Annotated in this window: 12 protein-coding genes; 9 read left to right on the top strand and 3 right to left on the bottom strand. The window is 42.3% G+C overall.

Annotation, left to right across the window (positions count from 1 at the left end):
- Positions 1–34: 34 nt before the first annotated feature.
- The 3 genes from ACR63N_RS05525 (at position 35) to ACR63N_RS05515 (ending at position 4,744) form a co-directional block, all read left to right on the top strand.
- Entirely contained in the window at positions 35–2,716 is a 2,682-nt protein-coding gene (locus ACR63N_RS05525; RefSeq protein ID WP_472782564.1) for a Lon protease family protein, read from the top strand.
- A gap of 145 nt (positions 2,717–2,861) precedes the next feature.
- Positions 2,862–3,998, top strand: coding sequence for a helix-turn-helix transcriptional regulator (locus ACR63N_RS05520; RefSeq protein ID WP_367103453.1), 1,137 nt, complete (start codon positions 2,862–2,864; stop codon positions 3,996–3,998).
- An 83-nt stretch (positions 3,999–4,081) separates the two neighbouring features.
- Positions 4,082–4,744 carry a TerD family protein gene (locus tag ACR63N_RS05515; protein WP_367111084.1) on the top strand — a complete coding sequence of 221 codons (663 nt, stop codon included), beginning with the start codon at positions 4,082–4,084 and terminating at the stop codon, positions 4,742–4,744.
- A 72-nt stretch (positions 4,745–4,816) separates the two neighbouring features.
- Here the strand turns inward: ACR63N_RS05515 and ACR63N_RS05510 are convergent, their stop codons facing one another.
- Positions 4,817–5,797 carry an ion transporter gene (locus ACR63N_RS05510; RefSeq protein ID WP_367103455.1) on the bottom strand — a complete coding sequence of 327 codons (981 nt, stop codon included), beginning with the start codon at positions 5,795–5,797 and terminating at the stop codon, positions 4,817–4,819.
- A gap of 691 nt (positions 5,798–6,488) precedes the next feature.
- Here ACR63N_RS05510 and ACR63N_RS05505 point away from each other — a divergent pair.
- Positions 6,489–7,127 carry an OmpW/AlkL family protein gene (locus tag ACR63N_RS05505; protein WP_367103456.1) on the top strand — a complete coding sequence of 213 codons (639 nt, stop codon included), beginning with the start codon at positions 6,489–6,491 and terminating at the stop codon, positions 7,125–7,127.
- Between the two features lie 155 nt (positions 7,128–7,282).
- Here the strand turns inward: ACR63N_RS05505 and ACR63N_RS05500 are convergent, their stop codons facing one another.
- Both ACR63N_RS05500 and aceE read right to left on the bottom strand, forming a co-directional pair.
- Positions 7,283–9,058, bottom strand: coding sequence for a 2-oxo acid dehydrogenase subunit E2 (locus ACR63N_RS05500; RefSeq protein ID WP_367111083.1), 1,776 nt, complete (start codon positions 9,056–9,058; stop codon positions 7,283–7,285).
- Between the two features lie 45 nt (positions 9,059–9,103).
- Positions 9,104–11,926 carry a pyruvate dehydrogenase (acetyl-transferring), homodimeric type gene (gene aceE, locus ACR63N_RS05495; protein ID WP_367111082.1) on the bottom strand — a complete coding sequence of 941 codons (2,823 nt, stop codon included), beginning with the start codon at positions 11,924–11,926 and terminating at the stop codon, positions 9,104–9,106.
- Between the two features lie 592 nt (positions 11,927–12,518).
- On the opposite strand from aceE, the gene ACR63N_RS05490 reads away from it, so the two are divergent.
- From ACR63N_RS05490 to ACR63N_RS05470, 5 genes are all read left to right on the top strand, one after another.
- On the top strand, positions 12,519–14,417 hold the full coding sequence (locus tag ACR63N_RS05490; RefSeq protein ID WP_367106085.1) for a hypothetical protein: 1,899 nt from the start codon (positions 12,519–12,521) through the stop codon (positions 14,415–14,417).
- A 61-nt stretch (positions 14,418–14,478) separates the two neighbouring features.
- Positions 14,479–16,491, top strand: coding sequence for a hypothetical protein (locus ACR63N_RS05485; protein WP_472782563.1), 2,013 nt, complete (start codon positions 14,479–14,481; stop codon positions 16,489–16,491).
- Between the two features lie 352 nt (positions 16,492–16,843).
- Positions 16,844–18,889, top strand: coding sequence for a hypothetical protein (locus ACR63N_RS05480; RefSeq protein ID WP_472782562.1), 2,046 nt, complete (start codon positions 16,844–16,846; stop codon positions 18,887–18,889).
- A 533-nt stretch (positions 18,890–19,422) separates the two neighbouring features.
- Positions 19,423–19,887 (top strand): hypothetical protein, encoded by a 465-nt coding sequence (locus ACR63N_RS05475; RefSeq protein ID WP_472782561.1) that lies wholly within the window; start codon positions 19,423–19,425, stop codon positions 19,885–19,887.
- 52 nt (positions 19,888–19,939) lie between these two features.
- Complete coding sequence (locus ACR63N_RS05470; RefSeq protein ID WP_472782560.1) at positions 19,940–22,042, top strand: hypothetical protein; 2,103 nt, start codon at positions 19,940–19,942, stop codon at positions 22,040–22,042.
- The last annotated feature ends 144 nt before the right edge of the window (positions 22,043–22,186 follow it).

Below are 22,186 nucleotides of genomic sequence, written 5' to 3'. Positions count from 1 at the left end.
TAAACTTTTTATCAAAACGATCGACTATACGCCTATGACCGAACAACCATCAACTTTTATCGGAACTTCAAATCCGACTGTATGCTCCCATTCTACTTTGGGTACGAATGTCGCCTCTGATCACAGCGATATACAGACAGATAACTATGATCGACATAAAAATAATAAACAAGCTGCCAATGAACAAGCTACTTTAAAACCTCATCCTATATTTACAACGACCGCTCAGCGTTGTCTTATTAGTGCTGATCAATTAAAACGCTACACTGATACCAGCCATTTACCTATCGACACTCGCACTGCACCCAGTTTAGACGTCGGCTTTGGTCAAGCACGAGCTCTCAAAGCTTTGCATACAGCGCTTGATATAAAAGCCAGTGGCTACCATGTATTCGCCGCTGGAGAAAACGGGCTTGGTAAGCGTACTGTTATCAGCCGTCTGTTGCAGCGTATTGCTACCGAGGCACCAACACCTGATGATTGGGTTTATGTGCACAACTTTACCGATCCGCGTACGCCCATAGCCTTAAATATGCCCGCGGGACAAGGTTTATTATTGCAGCAGCAAATCAATGAATTATGGATACAGGCCAAAAGACGACTGAGCCAGCGCTTTCGTAGCGACTCTTATCAAAGCAAAATTGAGGCCATCAAAAACGTAGCACATCAACAAGAAAGCGATGCTTACGATGAGCTAAATGCCGAGGGTAAACAGTACGATTTAGCGCTCACTTTTCGTCCCTTTGATAACAAAGCGGTTTTTGTGCACCCAAGCCAGCTGCTACAAGATAAAAACGAGACTAATAAGAATAACGAGACGGTAAATGCTGCTATAAATCCTGGTGAGCCCGCTAAATCTGTGAGCGAAAACAACCGTTTTACCCAAAAAAACCACATGCAAAAGCGCTTTAACCAGTTGACCATTGTATTAGAGCAATTAGAAGACGATGCTAACGATGCGATAGAAACCCTGCATCGTGATATTGCTAAGCGCACACTACAGCCTTTATTTAAACCTATTAAAGAGCAGTTTGCTAAGCTACCAGCGGTAACCACTTATTTGCAAGCAATGCTTGATGATATGATCGCGCACGTCGAGCGTATCGTCAACGGTGATGATGATGAGTTTGTCACCGCCATACTAACAACCACGCCAAGCCGCTACGCTGTCAACGTCTTAGTTAGTCATGCCCCTAAAAGCGGTGCCCCTGTAGTATTTGAAGATTTGCCCACGCATCTTAATCTGCTCGGCCATGTTGAACAAATTACCCAACTTGGCACAGTGACTACCGATGTCAGTATGATTCGTGCCGGCGCGCTCCACCGTGCTAATGGCGGTTATTTATTGTTAGAGGCCAGCCATGTCCTCGAGCATCCTTATGCCTGGCAGGGCCTAAAACGCGCGCTGCAATCTCGTAAAATTAAGCTATCCAGTCTTGAGCAAATGCTAACCTTAACTGGTAGTTTATCGCTAGCGCCTGCGCCTATCGACCTTGATGTCAAGGTGATTTTGCTTGGGGAGGCGGATTTATACTATGAGCTTTTAGAGCTTGAACCTGAGTTTGATGCGGTGTTTAAAATTCGAGCTGATTTTCACGATGATGTGACACGTACCAGCACTCATGAGTTAGCGCTGGTTGCCAAAATGGCTGATATTATTGATTATGCTAGCCTTTATCCTTTCGATAATAGTGCACAAGCGGCTTTGCTTGAGCATTTAAGCTTACAAGCTGAAGATCAAGACCGGTTAAGTTTGCATAGTGATCGCTTGATTAAACTGCTGCATGAGTCTAATCGTCATGCCCGGCTCGATGGTGAAAGTATCGTTGATGCCACGCACGTCACCCAAGCCATTAATGATATGGATGAGCGCTCAGGGTACTTGCGCGATCTGTACTGGGATGAGCTCAAAAACGGTCAGCAATTGATTAATACCCAAGGCGTTGCTGTCGGCCAAGTCAATGCCCTTACCGTCGTCAGCTACGCTGATAGCGAGTTTGGTATGCCCGCGCGCCTTACTGCTGTGATTCAGCCCAATACGGGCGCTGGTGATATCTTAGATATAGAGCGCGATGTTGATCTAGGTGGCAGCCTGCACGCTAAGGGTATGTTGATTATGACTAGCTACTTGCGCGCTTTATTTAGCGAGCACCATGCGCTCAACTTTAGTGCCTCTTTAGCTTTTGAACAAAGCTACGCGCACATTGATGGCGATAGTGCTACAGTTAGCGAAGCCTGCGCGCTATTGTCCGCTTTAGCTGATGCCCCTATCAATCAAGCCCTTGCCATTACCGGTTCTATGAATCAGCTGGGTGAAGTGCAAGCGGTTGGCGGTATCAATGCCAAAATCGCCGGTTTTTTTGATGCGTGCCGCGAGCAAGAGCTCACTGGGGAGCAAGGCGTAGTTATCCCCATAGCTAATGTCAAGCAGCTTATGCTGCGCGACGATATTATTGAGGCAGTCGAATCTAATAAATTTCATATTTATGGCGTGCGTACTTTGAGCGAAGCTTTGACTTTAATGACTGGTCTACCTGTCGACACGCTGAACAAAAAGAAGCTGTATCATAAAGATACTCTATTTGGCAAGGTTCTACGCCGCTTAGCCTCGTGGGATGATCATCAAGACAGCATTGAAGCCGATGAAAAACAGTCGAAAAACAAAGGTAAGAACAAGACAAAGGGCAAGCAAAAAGGTAAGAACAAAAAAGACTAAGTCGCTGAATAAAACACCTGTAAAATACTATAGCAAAGCAGAAAAACGATCACTCCTAGACGTCATCGTTGTTTTCTGCGATGATAAAATAGTAAAAATTAAAGTGTTTCTGATAAATTGATTTACTTATATAGGTTATTTTTGCATGACTGTACAAACAATAGATAACCCTGATGCTAAAAGTCAGCAGGCTGATAGCGAATCATCATCTGCATTAGATAATAAAACGAAAGCCGACAACCCCAAGACCGAAGCTAGCGAGAGCGCAGCCAGTCGTCACGGTGCGGCGACAACAGCGCGTCAGTGGCAAGTACTCTCACAGCTGCAGCGCAACCGCTGGGTAGGTACCACTCATATCTATGAGCAGCTACAACTAGCAGGTTTTGATATCAGTCTACGTACCGTACAAAGGGATCTAAACGCTTTAGCCAAACGCTTCCCTATCGAAAAAAACAATGCCAATCCGCAAGGTTGGCGCTGGCGCGATGATGCGCCGTTACAAAGTCTGCCGCATATGAATTTATCTCAAGCCGTTGCGTTTAACATGGTGGAGGCCAATCTGACTCAGCTATTACCGCCAGCTATTTTAGATGAGCTCTTCCCATGGTTTGATCTGGCGCGCCGACAACTAAAAAACAGCAAGGTCACTCATTCGTGGATTGATCGGGTGCGTATTGAGACGGCAACCCAGCCTTTGATCGCGCCGCATATTGACTTGGATAGTAAAGACAATATTTATCATGCTCTGTTTTATCAGCTTCAAATCAAAGCCTGCTATACGCGCAGCAATAAATCAGAAGCTAGCGAATATACGTTAAACCCAATCGCTATTATCCAGCGCGGGGTTATTATCTACTTGCTCGCCACCCGTACTGACGACCCAGAAGCTATTATTCGTACCTTTGCGCTGCACCGCTTTGCAAGCGTTGAGATTCTCGATAGTCCTGCACAGACACCTGATGACTTCCACTTAGACAGTTATCTGGATGCTGGTAGCATGGGATTCACTCATCCTCTACTAAGTCAATTGCCGGATCATGGCAAAGATACGCCAATCGAGCTAAAATTTACCCAGAGGGCAGGTAAGAGCCTGACAGAGAGTAAGCTTAGCGAGGATCAAACCGTTACTATCAACGATGATGATACCATGACAGTTAAAGCAACGGTAAATTTGACTTCACAGCTGGTCTGGTGGCTACGCGGTTTTGGCACTGGTTTGTTAGCAGCCAAACCTTCATTACTGTATGACGTAGTGTCAAATAAAAACAGCAATGATAAATAGATAAAAAGACCTATAAAAAGAGCCGATCTTGATCATAAACCTTATATAAAACTAACAAATTTAAAATAATGAAAAGGACTACCATGCCAACTTCAACCCCTGCACCGCTACTCTCAGATAGCTTGATTGCTCTTGGTCTTACTGCCAGAACATTATTTTTTGCGTTAAATTTTGATTTTACACCGCCCGAGCCCGATAAAAAAAGTAAGCTACAACGTCTAAAGAAAAATCAAGGCACCATTGATATCGACATCGCTTGCGTCCTATACGATGATAGCTGCACAATTCAGGATATAGTATGGTTTAAAAAGTTGCGTGACAAGGCTGAGTCAGTATGCCACCAAGGCGATAGCCTTAACGGTAAAGATCGGGGCAATGAGGCCATGTATCTAGCGCCGCTAGATCAAGAACAAATTCGCTTATATTTAGATAAGATACCAGCACATATTACCCAGATCGGTTTACTTGCCAGCTCGTATTATGGACAGCCTTTTGGCAAAGTAGTTGCTGGTGAGGTGCATCTGAGTGATGATGAAGGCAACCGCGCTTTTGAGGTCAATTTAAAGCAATTACCGCGCGATTGTAATGCGATTTGGGTAGCAAGCCTACGCCGCGAGATTGATGATTGGTATCTGACGCTGCAAAACCTGCCACTGCCCGATACCGACTTACAAAAGGCGGCTCAGCAGGTGGCGCACGAATTAGCGCGCACTCTGCCCCTCTCACAAACAGTAATGCAAAGCTAATTTAACCGTCTTATTGGGCATAAAAAAGGCGCTAGGTAGATAATCTATCTAGCGCCTTTTGCTATTAACATCCTAGTCTAACGGCTCACCGCAGTGCGGACAAAAATTCTTTTTGCGCACCTCTTTTTCACGGCGTGCAAGCTCTTGCTCGCGCAGTACTTGTAGCACGATATCTTGCGCCTGCTCTTTGTCAAGTCCCAGCTCGCGGCGAATTTTATCGATCATAGCCTGATTTTGTACCAAATCAAAGTCGCCATCGACTAGCTGTTCTCGAAAACCTTGCTCAATCTCGTCGCGGCGCTGTTCAAGCTCATTAGCCAAACCTGTAGCCAAAATACCCGCAGGCAATGCCGCCAAACCCACACCTAGTATAGTAATAACCGCGCCCAATATTTTACCGGCGGTAGTGATTGGCGTCACGTCACCGTAACCCACGGTTGTAAGGGTAACGACCGCCCACCACATGGCCTTGGGTATCGACTCAAACTCCTCTGGCTGCGCATGGTTCTCTACTAAATAAATACCACTCGATGCGGTCACAATCATGATGATTAAAATAAAAATCACCGCTTGAAACGAGCCTTTTTCTTTGCTGATAACCACCAGTAGAATGCGTAAGGAAGCAAAATAACGCGTGAGCTTTAAGATTCTAAACAGCCGTAAAATACGCAGAAAACGCAGATCAATACTGACAAAGAAGTTTAAGAAGGCTGGTACGATAGCCACCAGATCAATTAAGGCTGATGGACTCTTTAACCACTCCCAGCGCTGCCGCCAGATAGTATCATCTGGTTTCGCCTCAGCCACACTCCATAACCGTAGCAAATACTCGATAGAAAACACCACAATAGAGAAGTTTTCAAACAGGGTGAAATATTCTTGGTAAGGGTAATACCATTGATCAACTGACTCAGCAATGACTGCAGCGACGTTGGTCATAATTAAGAAAATTAGAAAGTAATCAACACAACGACTAAACAAGGTATCGTGAGCATCGTTTTGTAGAATATTATAAACAAAGTGACGCAGGCGCCGTATAGATTGGAATAGCATGCCGTCCCTATGCGGTATAACACCGTGGTTAAATGATTGCAATAAGCTTTAAGAGCGCCAGAAGCAGCACGGTCTTATCACTTAAAACATTTGAGAGTGGGAGTTATTATACAAAATTTGCGTAAGAGATGTAGATTAAAGCCAATAGTAACAGCACCACGATGCCAAGGCTAGAATGCAAAAAGCGTAACTCCGTGCGGGAGCTTTTACTTAAGCTTGCCGAAGATACTAGCGACAGTCCGCATTTAGGACAATAATTGTCAGCTTGGTTGAGTAAGTGCATAGAACGTGCATTGGCGCAGCGCATAGGTGAATTACTGCAATAGCCCGTCATGATAATCCTTTATATTGATCCTATATTTATACACAGTATCTGGTAAACCTCTTCTATGATATATTTACCTCAATATCTTCGCTAGTTATAATAATTTTTAGTATTGAATCAATAGCCTACATTTTTTGCAAAAAATGCTTAAATTATATGATGCTAACGTCATTGTTCTGTTTTAAGCATTACGCTATTTATATTACTGATCAGTATCTAATTTACTACCATTGATAAAGAATATATACTACAATATATAAATGAGTTACAAATTATTTCACAAAAGTAACTATAATTATAGATATTTAGTGCCACTTTTTACTAAATATTTAATTTTCACCATTTATTATATTAAGGAATTACTTGATGAAACTAAAATCCCTAGTTTTAGCAACCGCTGTCGCACTTACTATGACCTCTGCTTTTGCTGTCCCTGCAGGTACTTGGACTGTCGCTGCTGGCGCCCATATGGTTGATCCTAAAAACGATAACGGAGATGTATCCACCGCTTTAGGTAACTTGTCAGTTGATGTTGACGACGATATTCGTCCAACCCTTAGTGGCGAATACTTCGTCGCTGATAACGTCGGTATTGAGTTGTTAGCTGCGATCCCGTTTCATCATGATATTACCTTAACGACAGCTGATGGTGCTGAAGTAGATGCTAAGACTCAACATCTTCCCCCTACGCTATCACTACAGTATCACTTCGATGGTTACAATATGCCTATGAATGTGAAGCCTTTCGTGGGTGTTGGTGTTAACTATACTACGTTTTTTAAAGAAAGAATCTACCTTGGTAATGGTAATGATTTAGAGCTTGACGATAGTGTTGGCGTTGCTGGCCACATCGGTCTTGATATTCCTTTCTCTCCACGTGATGCTTTCCGTATTGATGCACGCTACATGGACATTAAAACAGATGCCAGCTTAAACGGTGATGATATCGGTGAAGTTGATATTAGCCCTTGGGTATACGGTGTCGCTTTTGTCAAAAGCTTCTAATATAGATGAGCTATAACCTAACTTAAAGTTGCTACGAGAAAAAGCCAATATCACTATTGGCTTTTTTATGCCTACTCCATAAATTAACCCCCATAAATTTATCCAACTTATGGGGGTCAGTTTACAGCCAGTATTTTTGATCCAAAGCCGAATATTTAGAGCAAAATACGGCGTGGATCAGCAAGCAAGCTTGCCACATAGCGCGTAAATACAGCAGCATCAGCACCATTAATAACCCTATGATCATAAGACAATGACAAAGGCAACATGAGGCGCGGCTCAAAGCTTTGCTTGTCTTTATTCCAGTGCGGCTGTATGGTCGCCTCAGAAGCTCCTAAGATACCCACTTGCGGCCAGTTTACCAGCGGCGTAAAGGCAGTACCACCGAGATTACCTTGACTTGAGATAGTAAAGCTTGCGCCCTGCAAATCTTTAGTGCCTAGCTTTTTATCGCGCGCTTTTGCTGCCAGCTCGCCAATCTCGATAGCAATCTGCTTGATACCTTTATCTTGTGCATCTTTAATGACGGGTACGATTAGACCGTCATCGGTAGCCACGGCAATACCCATATTCACCGTTTTGCGTAAGATAACTTGCGTATTATCATCATTTAAATGACTGTTAAAACGAGGATGCTGAGTCAAAGCATAAGCCGTCGCTTTGACGATAAAAGCCAAAATAGTCAGGCCAATGCCTTCGGCTTTCATACCGCCTTTGAGCTCACCGCGTAGCTTTTCAGTATCAGTAATATCCGCCATATCAAACTGGGTGACCTGTGGTAGATAAGTATTTAAGTTAAGCTGCGGGATGGACACTTTTTGCAAGCGGCTTAAGTCTTGTACCTCGGTTTCACCCCAAATCTCAACGTTATTCATGTCAGGCAGAGTTGGCAGACCCGAACCTACACTGCCACCAGCTGGAGCGGCTTGCCCAGTTGTCCCAGTCGTCATGCGATCTTTAACATGAGCAAACAGATCCTCTTTTAAGATACGATCATTAAGCGCTGAGCCATTGACCTGGGTAATATCGACACCCAATTGACGAGCAAGTTTACGCACCGCAGGTCCTGCATAAACCTCAGTTAGCTTTTTATTGACTTCGTCTTCTGTCAGTTTATTGTTAGTCGTGGGTTGCGATTGACTACTAGCAGTACTAGACGACTCAACCGGTGCTTGTTTAGGCTCACCGGTCGTTTGCGATCCTGCTTTTTTATCTTTGCTGTCTTGGGTTTGCTCGTCTTGAGTTTGCGTTTCAGTAGCCTCAGTGTCATCAGGTTGCGATTGATCGTCGTCAGCTGTATCTGCGCCGCTGCCAACGATAACCACAAAGTCCTGACCATTTGCAACGGTATCGCCAGCTTCAACTAAGATTTTCTCAATGGTACCGGCTTCTGGCGCAGGCACCTCAACGGAGGCTTTATCAGATTCAACCAACATAATTGATTGATCAGCGCTAACTGTGTCACCAACACTAACCATAATCTCAGCCACTTGCGCTTCATCAACGCCTAAGTCTGGTAGCGCATGGGTAGTCGCTTTACCAGCTTTGGGCGCAGAGTCAGCACTCGACTTACTCACTTTAGCTTGATCTTTATCCTCAGCTTCTTCTTTGTCAGCTTCAGACTCCTCTTTCACTTCTTCGTCAGAACTTGATTGCTCACTAGCTGTAGCCTTATCCTCATCGCTATCAGCTTCATCACTGTTATCGTCGCTATCGAGTTCAAGAAGTACCGTACCTTCTTTTACCTCATCACCGACGGCCACGTTGATTTTGGTGATCTTACCAGCAGCTGAGCTGGGTACCTCAACTGAGGCTTTATCAGATTCTAACAAGATAATGTTGTCGTCTTTAGCAATGACATCACCAACTTCTACCATTATTTCACTAACTTCAGCGCTTTCAACACCTAAGTCGGGGGCCTTAATATCCATCTTTTTCTCCTTGTCTTATGATTGCCATGTCTTATATTTATTTGATTATTTTTCTTCGACATCGCTATCATTAAGCAAATTAGCATCGGCTTCATCTTCTGCGCGGCCTTCACTGCTGATCTCATCGTCATCTTCGTCGACAAACTCAGGGACAGGTGACGGCTTAATATTGTCAGAGTCTGGTGCTGGTGCGTCTGGGAAGTGATCATAATAGGGCTGCTGCTGCCATGCAGGGGGCTGATCGGCATCAATACCGAAACTTGAAATAGCGTCTTTTACCAAACGCATCTCAACCTCACCTTCATCTGCCAAGCGTTTAAGCGTAGCTACCACAATGTGAGCGGCATCAACATGGAAGAAACTGCGTAGCTTTTCACGCGTATCTGAGCGGCCATAACCATCTGTACCAAGCGTCGTATAAGGACGATTGTCAGGCAACCAAGCTCGGATTTGCTCAGAATAATTACGCATATAATCGGTTGCGGCAACCACCACCCCTTCATGCGGCGCTAGCAATTCAGTGACCCAAGGCACCTTTTCTTCTTCCATGGGATGCAAGCGGTTATAATCATCGCAAGCCATACCATCGCGGGTCAGCTCGTTAAAGCTAGTCACGCTCCAGACGTTGGCAATGATGTTGAACTCATCTTTTAAAATTTGAGCCGCTTTTTGTACTTCGCGCAGGATTACTCCTGAGCCTAATAACTGAACTTGGCTTGAGCCATTATCTTCAATCAGGTACATACCGCGCTTAATACCCTCTTCAACGCCTTCTGGCATCGCAGGTTGCTCGTAGTTTTCGTTCATGAGCGTTAAGTAGTAATAAATGCGCTCGCCATCTGCATACATCCGGCGTAGACCATCATGCATAATGACGGCCAGCTCATAACCAAAACAAGGATCATAGCTGACGCAGTTAGGGATAGAGTTGAACAAGATTTGTGAATGACCATCTTGATGCTGTAAGCCCTCACCATTTAGCGTGGTACGCCCCGCTGTACCGCCTAATAAGAAGCCTTGCGCTTGACAGTCACCTGCCGCCCATGCCAGATCGCCAACACGCTGAAAACCAAACATAGAGTAATAAATGTATAAAGGAATCATGGGCAGAGCATTAATCGAATAGCTAGTTGCGAGCGCAATCCAAGTACTCATTGCACCGGCCTCATTAATGCCCTCTTCCAACATATGACCGTCTTGGGCTTCTTTATAACCCATGAGCGCCTCACTATCTTCTGGTGTATATTTCTGACCAGAAGCGGAGTAAATACCGAGCTGACGGAACATACCCTCTAGACCAAAGGTACGCGCCTCATCCGGTACGATAGGTACAACGCGGTCTTGGATGTCCTTGTTTTTTAGCATGGCGGATAATAAACGCACGAACACCATAGTGGTCGATTGCTCTTTGCCATTGCTGCCTTTGAGCACGCGATCAAAGATAGATAAATCAGGAATAGGGAGCGGAATATGACCACTACGGCGATTAGGCAGATGACCGCCAAGTGCCTCACGGCGACCTTTTAGATACTTCATCTCAGCCGAATCTTCTTTGGGACGATAGAACGGCAAAGTCTCTAATTGCTCATCAGTAAAGGGCAGATCAAAACGATCGCGGAAGTAAACCAGCGATTCTTGATCAAGTTTTTTGATTTGGTGGGCTTTATTGACCGCTTGGGTTTGGGTAGATAAACCATAACCTTTAACGGTTTTGACCAACACAACGGTCGGTTGACCTTTGGTTTTCATCGCTTCACTAAAAGCGGCGTAAACTTTCGTAGGATCATGACCGCCACGATCTAGACGTGAGATATCTTCATCCGATAGCTCATCTGCCATCTCTTTTAGTTCTGGATATTTATTGAAGAAATGCTCACGAGTAAAGTCAGGGGTACGCGCTTCATACAACTGGTACTCCCCATCAACCGTTTCTTCCATCCGATGCTTAAGCACGCCAGTTTCATCTTTATCGAGCAGCGTATCCCAATTACCACCCCAAATTACCTTGATCACTCGCCAGCCGGCACCGCGAAATACTGATTCAAGCTCTTGAATAATTTTACCATTACCGCGTACTGGACCATCAAGACGCTGCAAGTTACAGTTGATCACCCAAATAAGATTATCTAGCTTTTCACGGCCAGCAAGTGAGATGGCACCTAAAGTTTCTGGCTCATCCGTCTCACCATCACCGATAAACGTCCAGATTTTGCGATCTTCTCTTTCAAGCAGGCCGCGGTTTTCTAAGTAGCGATGCACGTGGGCATGATAAATAGACATAATCGGGCCAAGACCCATAGATACCGTTGGGAACTGCCAATAATCTGGCATCAAGTAAGGGTGCGGGTAGCTTGATAACCCTTTACCGCCAATTTCACGGCGGAAGTTTTCTAACTGCTCTTCATCCAAGCGGCCCTCTAAATAAGAGCGAGCGTAGATACCTGGTGCTGAGTGACCTTGGTAGTAAACCATATCGCCGCCAAAGTTGTCATTTGCTGCACGGAAAAAGTGATTAAAACCAGTCTCATATAAAGTAGCACTTGAGGCAAATGTTGCCAAGTGCCCACCCAAATCATCGTCATTTTGATTGGCGCGCATTACCATAGCTAAAGCGTTGTAGCGAATCAAAGCACGAATTTTGCGCTCGATAGTTAAATCGCCAGGATACATAGGCTCGTCTTCAACCGCAATAGTATTAATATATGCAGTATCTAGGCGATTGAATGGCAGCCCTTCTTGTACGGCCATATTGTATAGCGCTTTTAGCAAGAACTGCGCGCGATCCTTATCTGCATGCTTGATGACCGACTCAAAAGCATCGAGCCATTCTTGAGTCTCTAAGTTATCAGCATCCTTATAGTAATTCATTGTTGTCTATCCTTCTTTTATATTAGTCGTTCCTGAATAGTAGCAGGCGGTTGTGAAATAGGATGAAGAGAAAACAGTTTGCTTTGCAACTTCCATATTTTGCTTGAGTATTCCGTTATCTAAATTTAAGTTAAAAACAACTACTAATCTGGATAATCATATCAGCAGCTATATCTTTATGATTAAAATTAAACGATTACAGTAGCTTATTATAGTCCCTTATTGTGTAGATGTTTATGGCTGTAAAAAAATGACCATATGGTAAGTATTTTTTAAGTAAATAATGATTAGTAATCAAATAAATAATTACTAAAATAAAGTACAGTTGTTAACTTACTTTATATAGTAAAACATAGCTACCACTTTAATGACTTAAAGCTAAAAACCCACTATTAGGAAACCTACAAATATTGTCTTCAGCCTTACTATGATCTAAGTTCAAGTCATTTATCATAATAATATAATAGACCTTATGATAGAAGTTGGAACTATTCTTGCTGTGTTTTACTAAAATCTGTGTTTTGTCGAAAGCTATTTTCTTGTAAATAGTGCTATTGATTGTCTGCTTTAACATCTACAACTAGGACGACCTATGGCTTCACGCCCTACACTTACCTCTGTAATTACGCCTACAAATATAATAACAGCACACCGCATCTGTGTCAGGCCTGTTTTAGCTTTGCTATTTTTTATCATGCCCTTAATAGCGCAGGCCATACCAGCGAATATGGGTACCTTTACTCTGTCTACGTCTACCACTTCAAGTAACGGTAGTGCCTCTGGTTCTTATACCACGTCTGCGGGTGCTACGGGCACTTTTACTATTGTTCGTAAAGAGATGAGCGGCTATCAAAGCAATGCTATTTTCACGCCTGGCAACAATGGCATTATGATTCAAAATCAAAGTAATACCACCAGCGATAGAGACAAATTTAGCTATACCATTACTATTACGCCTACAGATAAAAACTCTATTCACACGATCAAGATTGGACAGACTAGCTATAACACAGGAGGAAATTCGGAAGTAGCACGCCAGAGCCTAAGTTATACAGACTTTGCTACCAATGAACAATTCACTTTTCCAGCTAGAGCGACTGTTTTAGAAAATCCAAGCGTTAACTACTTTTTTGGCGCTATGGGTGATTATTTTATGGGTCAAAAACTCAGCGGTAATAGTTTTAGCTCCAACAACTCGACTGTCTCTCCCCAACTACGCGTCGATGATCCAAACAGAAATGATCTATATTATTATAGTCTTACCGCGCTTAACGGTAACGGCAATAGCAGCTCTTTTACGCCTACGCTTACCAATGGAAATGTCACGTTTGCAGCTGGTCAAAAAAGAGGCACATTACCCGCGCCAGCTACCTTTGAGAACATTTTAAAGTCCACGTCTACCAGCCCCAATAACCAGACTACCTACTCTGCTCTTAGTACTAATACTCCCATTAGTAATGGCGGCAGTTATGTTAGCTACGGCATTGCAAACAGCGATAGCAACTACGTGATGGCAGTACAAAATGCCAAAAGTGTTACTTTAACCTATGAAGGCATAATGAAAGGTAATAGTGCTATTGAAGCGGACGTCGTGGGTGAGACTTACAATGAATGGATAAGTTTTGGGGTTGAAAGTAAGCCTATTTATGTTTTTTCAGGTTCGGTATTTAATGATAATGGCGGTATTACAGCTAGCCCTGCTACCCGACTTGATACTTCTGCTACCTTTACTGGCAACAGAGGCTACTTCAATGGTGTACGCGAGGACAACGAGTCAGAAATTACTGACCCTAACTTGCAAGTACGGCTAACCGACTGTAATAGTGGTAACGACATCACTGGTACAACGCCTCAAACACTCTCCAGTACTGGCAAGTATCGTTTTAACGTATTGCCAAATACGCTAACAGTAGGTCAAAATGTTTGTTTGGTGGAAGTTGAGCCAAGTAGCTGGGACTATAATATCGATACCACTGCTAACAAAAAGCAAATTACGATCACTCGCGGTGATTATAATTATTCAAACATTGATTTTGGTGAAGTGAAAGCCGAAAACGCTGCACTAGTGCTTAAAAAATATCAATATGTACAAGACTGCAATGACAATCTCAACTACACCTCTATCAATCAAAGTACAACTAATCCAAGTACTGGCTTTAGTATGAATCCTGCACGCAATGTCGAACCTGGCAAATGCATCGCCTATAAAATTGAAGCCTATAATCGCGGCAATACTGACTTGTCTGAAGTACAAATCACAGACGTATTACAAAAAATTCCTACTCAATCTAAATTTCATTTGCCATTACCAGAAGGCAATCCTGCGCAAGTTTTTAGTAATAATAACTCAGTGACCTTGGATGCAAATGGTAAAATCGTCTCAAATGACCGTGTTGTCTCAAACGCGTTCAGTTTAGCAAAAGTATCAGGAAGTCCGACTTTAGCCACTTTGTATTTCAATACTAAGTACGATACAACGGTTAGTAATTAGTATAATTCATTATTAAAGACGTTCTGACTTAGAAACCTTTAACAGACCGTAAGGGTATTAAATGCAAAATAATATAAACATAAAAGAGTGTATAAGACGTCGGTTTGTAGTGTCTAAACCCTTACAATGTATAGTAGCAGCTTTGTTGATTACCGCATTTAGTAGTGGTGTTAATAGTGCTCATGCCAGCTTTGAATCTACTGACACCTCCACTGTTGGTACTTGTCCCGCTGGTCATAAAATGTACTATGTTGGTGCCAATCCTCCGGCGTCTACTCAAGCAGCGCCTGTAATCTCTCAAGCTCTCAGCTGGACTTCTGGAAACACTACTAAAGCTTTTACGTTTACAGAACCTTCTGGTAACAAAGTATTCAACTTTAGGTTTTCATCAGTAGTAGATCTTAATAGTACTTTTGCTAACAATAGTACACCGCCTTTCTTTGGTAGTTTAAATGGTGCGACTACCAATGCCATCAACCTACTTCATGATTCTCCTGCTGCCAAGACAAATCATGTTTTAGATGTCAGTGTGAACCGGCCAGTAAGTAAAGTCGGCTACAAAATACAAGATTTGGACTCGACTGGTAGTAGCGGACAAGTACCTTATATTGAAGAAGTTGACGTTTCTACTAGCAAAGGTCAACTGACATTTAATAATACTTTTCATACCAGAAACGCAGCTCAAAATATTGTAACGGCTCGTGAAGGACAAAACTGCGGTGCTGGAGGATGCAACATTGATGCAACTTGGAACTACAACCTTGCCGATGTTTTACTAAATTTAAAACATAAAAATATACTTTCTCAAAGAAATAGTCCTCACGCTATAGGTTATTCCGACTTTTACTTTTGTCTTGCTCCGCCCAAATTAATCGTAGAAAAAAGACTTAACGGTACGCGAGTAGCAAGTAGCGATCAATTTCAAATTCAGGTCACCGGTGGCACCATAGTAACTAATAGTTTTACCACTACAGGAACTGGTTCGGCAATAAGTAATGGCAGTAACAATCCTGCGTTGAAGCTGGCCGAGAACACTACCTATACAGTTACTGAGCGCGTGATCAATGGTGACATGGGCAACTATAGCGCCAATTACAGTTGTAGTAATGCGACTACTGGCAGCACTACAGTTATGCCAAGCGGTGCAACCGTTTATAATGCGGCAGCAGGTACTCGCTCATTTACGTTGGCTAATACCAATTATGGAGATGAGATCACCTGTACTCTTACTAATAGCCCAAACTATATTTTTTCAGGTACTGTATTCAACGATAATGGCGGTATCTCTGATGCTCAGGCCAATGATAGAAATGCAGTTATAGATAGCGGGGCTTATAATAATACCAACTATTTCAATGGCGTATTTAACCCATCTGTTGAAACTGGTATAGCAGCTAGTACAGTAAGTTTAGTTAATTGCGCCAATCCCAGCAGCGTTTATGCTACACAAACTGTGGAAGCTACTGGTAGCAGTATAGGAAGATATCAGATCATAGTAGCCAGCTCTGCTTTGGCAGGTAATAACTCTGTCTGTCTTATTGAAACCAACAGCAATGTAAGTCCCACTTACCCTATCCGCACTACTCCCGATAGGCAAGTCGTTGCGCTAACCGCCAATAGATATAGTTATCTGAACAACGACTTTGGCCGAGTTATCGCCAAGAACGTCGCTCTAGTACTAGAAAAAGAACAGGCAGCAAATAACTGCAGATTCACCGATTTTACTCGTCTAAATTATAGCAAAGAGGCTCTTTCTAGCTCGACCACTGGAGCAGGCGCTGATATTAGACCGGGTCAATGTATTGCCTACAAGATCACAGCGACTAACCGTGCAAATGTTAGTGTCGATGATTTTGTTATGCAAGATACGCTACAGAAAAAGAACCCTGCCGATCCTAGTGCACCTAAGGTCACCTCTGTATTAGCAGATCCTGTACGTGTAGCTGGTGATTTTAATGATGGTCTTGTAAAAGGTCAAAACGGGACTATTAGAACTATATCTTTAACGCTGCCTAAAAGAAGTAAACGCTCTTTTTACTTCAATACCCAATACGGCTCGACACAGTCAAACTAATATCTATTCTTCTTTATCAGCTTGATAGGCTTTTGACGCTATCAAGCTGTCCTATATCTGTACATCTTCTATCAGCTCTATACCTTACTTTTCTTTGAGCCGCTTGCAACTTTTATTAGTATAACGCTTTATTTTCTCTTATTACCGCTCAACTATTCTATCTATCCATCTATCTGACTTTAGCAGCAATAGTCTTATCTTCTCTATATATTGATAATAAATAATATACAAATAGTTATATTTCAACAATGTTCTACTTATTGTAGATACAGTGTAAGTAATTTACTTGTTTGTAAAAATATCAAATTTAGCCCTTTGATCATTTATGTCATGTCTTGAGGAGAACCATCTTATGAAGCCAAATTTATTTAAATACTCAGTATTAACTACCGGTATAGTAGCTGCGATGAGTGTGTCTAACGTCAATGCCGCTGAGGTAACTTATAGCGCTGAAGATGCTTTTATGGTTAAAAACAAAGCTACTGCTACCTATACTGTCGCTAACAATACAACTGAGCAAAGAGCCGAATCAAACGAGGTGACCGTCAGCGTCACTGAAACCGGAGCCTTTAGTTTAATAGCTACTAGCGCCGATGATGTACCTAATGATGATGCCAATAAAGATAGACCTATTAATCCGCAAGCAGGTTCTAGTGTAGATTTTACCCATAGACTGACTAACGATGGTAATGTCACTGACACCTATACTATTATGCTAGCCAATCCATCAAATAGTGTGCCGGCTAGCGCTGCTATTAAATATCAAATAAAAGATTCTAGTGGTGCCAATGTAGGTAGTCTTGAAACAGTGAATATTGGAGGTACGATAACCTTAAAGGCAACCCAAAGCGCTGATATTATTATCACTGCTACTACGAATGTCGATCGTTTTGTTAATGCTAATACCTCTTTTACTGTGTCAGCAACCAGTGCCTATTTAACAGCAAAAGGACAAACGGGAGAAAATAGAAGAGCGGTCAACACTAATAACGCTATTACTATCACGCCCGTTTATGCCATTACTAAATCGGCTACCACTAACCTTGGTAACAAAACATTCGATGTTAATAACGCCAATGCTTATGTCGATTATACGGTTACTGTAAAAAACGAAGGTAATAGCGCTGGCACTGCAGTAAGCATTACTGATACCTTGCCAGTAGGCTTGATTGCTATACGCCCTTCAGAATCTAACTATAAAGCACCTACAGTGAGTGCTACTAGCGGCAGTAGCGCTCAAACTGCTGTTATCTCAACCAATGGTAAAGACATTACGGTAACGAATCAGAACATCAAAATGGGCGAAACCATTACCGTAACCTTTCGTGCCAAAAAAGACGCAACGACGCCTGCTAGTGGTACCAATATTACTAACTATGCTGTCATAAAAGATAGTACCAAGGACAACGGGACTTTTGATCTTATCGATAGCTCAGGCGATGGTGCTGGCGGCGTTACTGAAAAAAATTACGAAGATCCTGCCAATCCTGCAGTGGGTAAAGATGATAATACCCAAGCTACCATTACTACCAGTAATCAATCGCGAGCTTTAGCTATCAGCCCTGGCACTAATAAGGAAGTAGCCCTACAAAGCACTGGCAATACATACCTCTACACGATTACCAATAATGGTACAGATATTGTAGAAGCGGCCACTACTAATGCAGTTAAGCTATCAATAAAACCAACAGCCTCTAGCAATAACAGTAATCCTGATGATCCCAATATCAAAATCACTCGTGTGTTCGTAGATGCAAATAACGATGGTATCTTTAATACTGGCGAGACAATCTTAACGTCAGATTCTGATAGTAGCTATGATTTAAACGCTGCACGAGCTACAGGCATAGCGCCTGGTGCTTTTGTCAAAATTGGCGTAGAAGTGGCAACTACTGGTTCAGGTAGTAATCTTGCAGGTAATACTAATAATCTTGGTAACTTTGAGACTATGACGGTCAGCGTACTACCGCAAGGCCCTGTATCTGGCACTCCTGCGCCAGCTAGTGTCAATACGACCTCTACCACGACTATGCAAGGTATCAATTTACAAAAATTTCAAACTGTGGCGGATTGTACAACTGCGATAACAAGCATTCCTAACAACGATAGTCGCTGGTCACAAACCAACGTTACTGCCACCGCCGGTCAGTGTGTCTTCTATAAACTTGCTGCAAAGAACACCTTCTCAGCAGGTAGTGGCATTAATATTAGCGCTTTACAGATCTCAGATAATATTGATGCCAGAGCAACCTATCGTAATGACTTTGTAGCAACGCCGACCTCAGCCACTAACGACACAACTGGATCTACAGTTAAAGGCATCTTCGCTACGTTAGCGCCGCAAGAATCGGGAACCATCAAATTCTCAACTAAGATATCTCAAACTGGCATCAATTAATTCTGCTTAGAGCTTTTCGATCGGATCTTATCTGTATAAAGCTTTCTTGGTCGTGAATTAAGAAAGCTTCTATTTTTATCTTTACCTCAAAAATCAGTTCTCTAGCCGTCATCTCAAATTTATATAACAGTAAAAACAATTCATTTATATAGTTATAAAGTCCAACTTTGCTAGTCCACAAATAAATCTATAAGTTACTTTATTACTACATTTGTATTTTTAGGCATGCATATTGCAACAAATATATTGTGTTTAGCGAATCTTATATCGACGAGCCATACAGTATGGGTTTAATTACTGATTAATAAGGCTTTAAAAGACACGAGTAGCAAATTAATTTGATGAAATCTTACATCCGTTAACTGACTTATAAGCACCACTTATCTGCTTTTTACTGATTTATTGTAGACATTTTGTAATAATAAATAATCAATTTATGTTTAATTTTATTAACAAGCTCTCAGTAGTATTTAGTCCTATATAGCAAGTAAAAAAGCAGTGTAAGTAAAACCTATTCACTCAAGGAAACTCTCATGAAACCTTTTAAATTTTTACGCCATGCTCTTATAGCTTTCACTGTATCTGCGTCCTTGATGAATGTCTCTTATGCAGCAGACGCTCTAAAAATGGAGCTACAGGCCAATAAAGTTGTAAAGACGGCTGACGGCAAGATTAGCTACATCCCAGCATCAAATGCTCAAAAAGGAGAAACCGTACAGTACCGTGCTATCTACACTAACATCATCGATCAGCCTATCAGTGATGTCGCAGTAACCCTTCCTATACCTGCCAACATGATCTTTACAGGTGAAGCCAAACCAAGCAGTGCACAAGCCACTATTGATGGCAAAAATTATGCTGACATGCCGTTGGTACGCAAGGTAGATGGCAAGGTAGTCGCTATTCCCTTATCAGAATACAAGGCACTACGCTGGAATATTAAATGGCTGCCAGCAAACAAACTAGCTGACGTATCACTAAACACTATTGTCAATTAATTCATTAATCAATTCTTATAAACTTTTGTTCTTTAATTAGGAGATTCCCTGGATGAAATCCAGTACCTTTAAATATTCAATGTTAACTGTTGGTATTGCAGCTTCTCTTGGTATAGTCAGTACTGCAAATGCTGCTGAATCTGCAGCTGCCTCAACCCCTACTATTGATAACGTAGCTACCGCTACCTACAAAATAGGCGCTATTGCACAAACTCCGGTTCAATCTAATAAGGTCACCGTCAATATTACGCAAAGTGCAGCGTTTAGTTTGACTGCTAAAAATGACGACGGCAACGCTACCGATGATTATAATCGTTCAGCTATTGTCACTCCTAAAGGACGCGTGGCTTTTAACCATACCTTAACCAACTCAGGTAACGTCGAGGATACTTATACTCTCAGCTTAGCTCAAGGAGGTACTATCCCAGGTAGTACTCAGGATGCAAGCTCTTATGATTTGGCAGCTACTAACGTTACTTATACTGTTTACAACGCCGATGGCACCGTAAAAAAAGCTACCACGGTTACTGGTACTGATTTTCAAAATACCAATATTGTCCTTAAACCTAATGAGCATGCTGATATCTTAATCTCAGCAAAAACAGTAGGAAACGTTGGTGGTAACTCGCAAAACCTAACGTTATCAGCTGCTAGTACTTTCTTTACCAATAGTGATACTACCAAAGCTACTTTGACTAATATCAACAACAGTATCACTAAAGTGCCTGTGTTCAAGATTACTAGTAAGGTGAGCAGTACGCTAAACCTCAATGACCCAAGCTCAAAAGTCACCTATACCATCAAGGTTCGTAACGATGAGACAGCCTCTTACGCTGCTAATGCTAACAACATTATAGTTTTTGATGGTTTACCAGAAGGCCTGCGCTTAGCTGATCAGCCTAATCTTAGTGTAAGCAACAATGCCACTATCGTACCTGGTAATGAGGGTAAGGGCAGCAGCAGCGCAGACGATAGCGTTAGAGTGACTTTGTTAAATTTAGAGCCTGGTCAAGAAGCAACTATCACATTTGATGTACAAAAGGATCAAAACGAAACCCTTACCAATCCTAAAAATGTCATCAACCATGCTTCTGTAAGCTTAGATCTTGGTGAAAATCAGGTTATTTATGATAGTACTGACGGAACCGATCCCAAGCAAAATACCAACGTGTTTTATCCAGCTGGTGATGACAGTGAAGTGACTGATGGTACTACTAACACGACGACAGGTAGTGATTCAGCAGCGCCCTTGGTTGCTAATCAGCGTGCACTTAGTATTGTGTCGCCTACCAAAAAAGAGATTCCTACCAGTACTACAGAAAGCACGCAGGTCACTCATTCTGTAATCCTTAGCAATACGGGTAAAGAAGTAGAAGGCGACAAGCCGGGCGAAGTGAAGTTTACTATTACTCCTAATGCTAATAATAAAGTAACAGTGGTTACTGGATCAGTTGAGCTGATCTATGACGCTGATAACAATCCCAATACTCCTAACGCTGTTTATACCATAACGCGTGATGTCAATGGTGATAATGATCTAAGCACTGCTGTACCTAAAAATGGTGCACCGCCTTGGACAGGTATGGCGCCAAATTCAATAGTAACGATTACCTATAAAGTAGAGTCAGATAAAGCCATTATCGATACTACTGAAACAACTACAGTCACACTAGTGCTTGGCGGACAAGATGTACCGACTTTGGGGGAACGCATCGCCAAAAATACGACAACAGTAAAAGGGCTCAAGCTACTTAAAGAGCAGGCACTAAATGAGACTTGTGCAGCTAGTACGTCTCTTACGTTTACACAAGCCGATGTCGCCGCTTCACCTGGAAATTGTATCGTCTATAAGATCACCGCTTTTAATAATTTTTCGAACGCAGATGCTCGCTTTACTTTCAACGATCTTGTTATAAGCGATACGACGGCACGCTTTAATAATAAAGCGCAAGTACTGACAACAAGCACCTCTCCTGCTTTTACTATTAGGCTTGCTGAGGTTGCTGATGCCAACGTACTACCTACTGACAATACTTACGGAGCCACGGCTAGCTCTACTGCTGTTAGCGGTACTGTTAACAGTCTTGCCCCACAAAAATATGCCGCTATGGTGTTTGCAGTAAAAATCAATCCAGATGGCACCACAACCCCTTAATTTAGTATGAGAAGTACTAAATAAATAGCTTACTTTTGTACGGCGTTATTTGTAATCAGAGTTACGAATAACGTCACAATTATCTTTACTTGGATTAACTAGATTCATTTGTAAGCCAGGATCACTACTGTATTTTTTGATTGG

This window comes from Psychrobacter sp. M4 (assembly GCF_055699795.1).
This window is presented reverse-complemented; position numbering and strand designations above follow the sequence as displayed.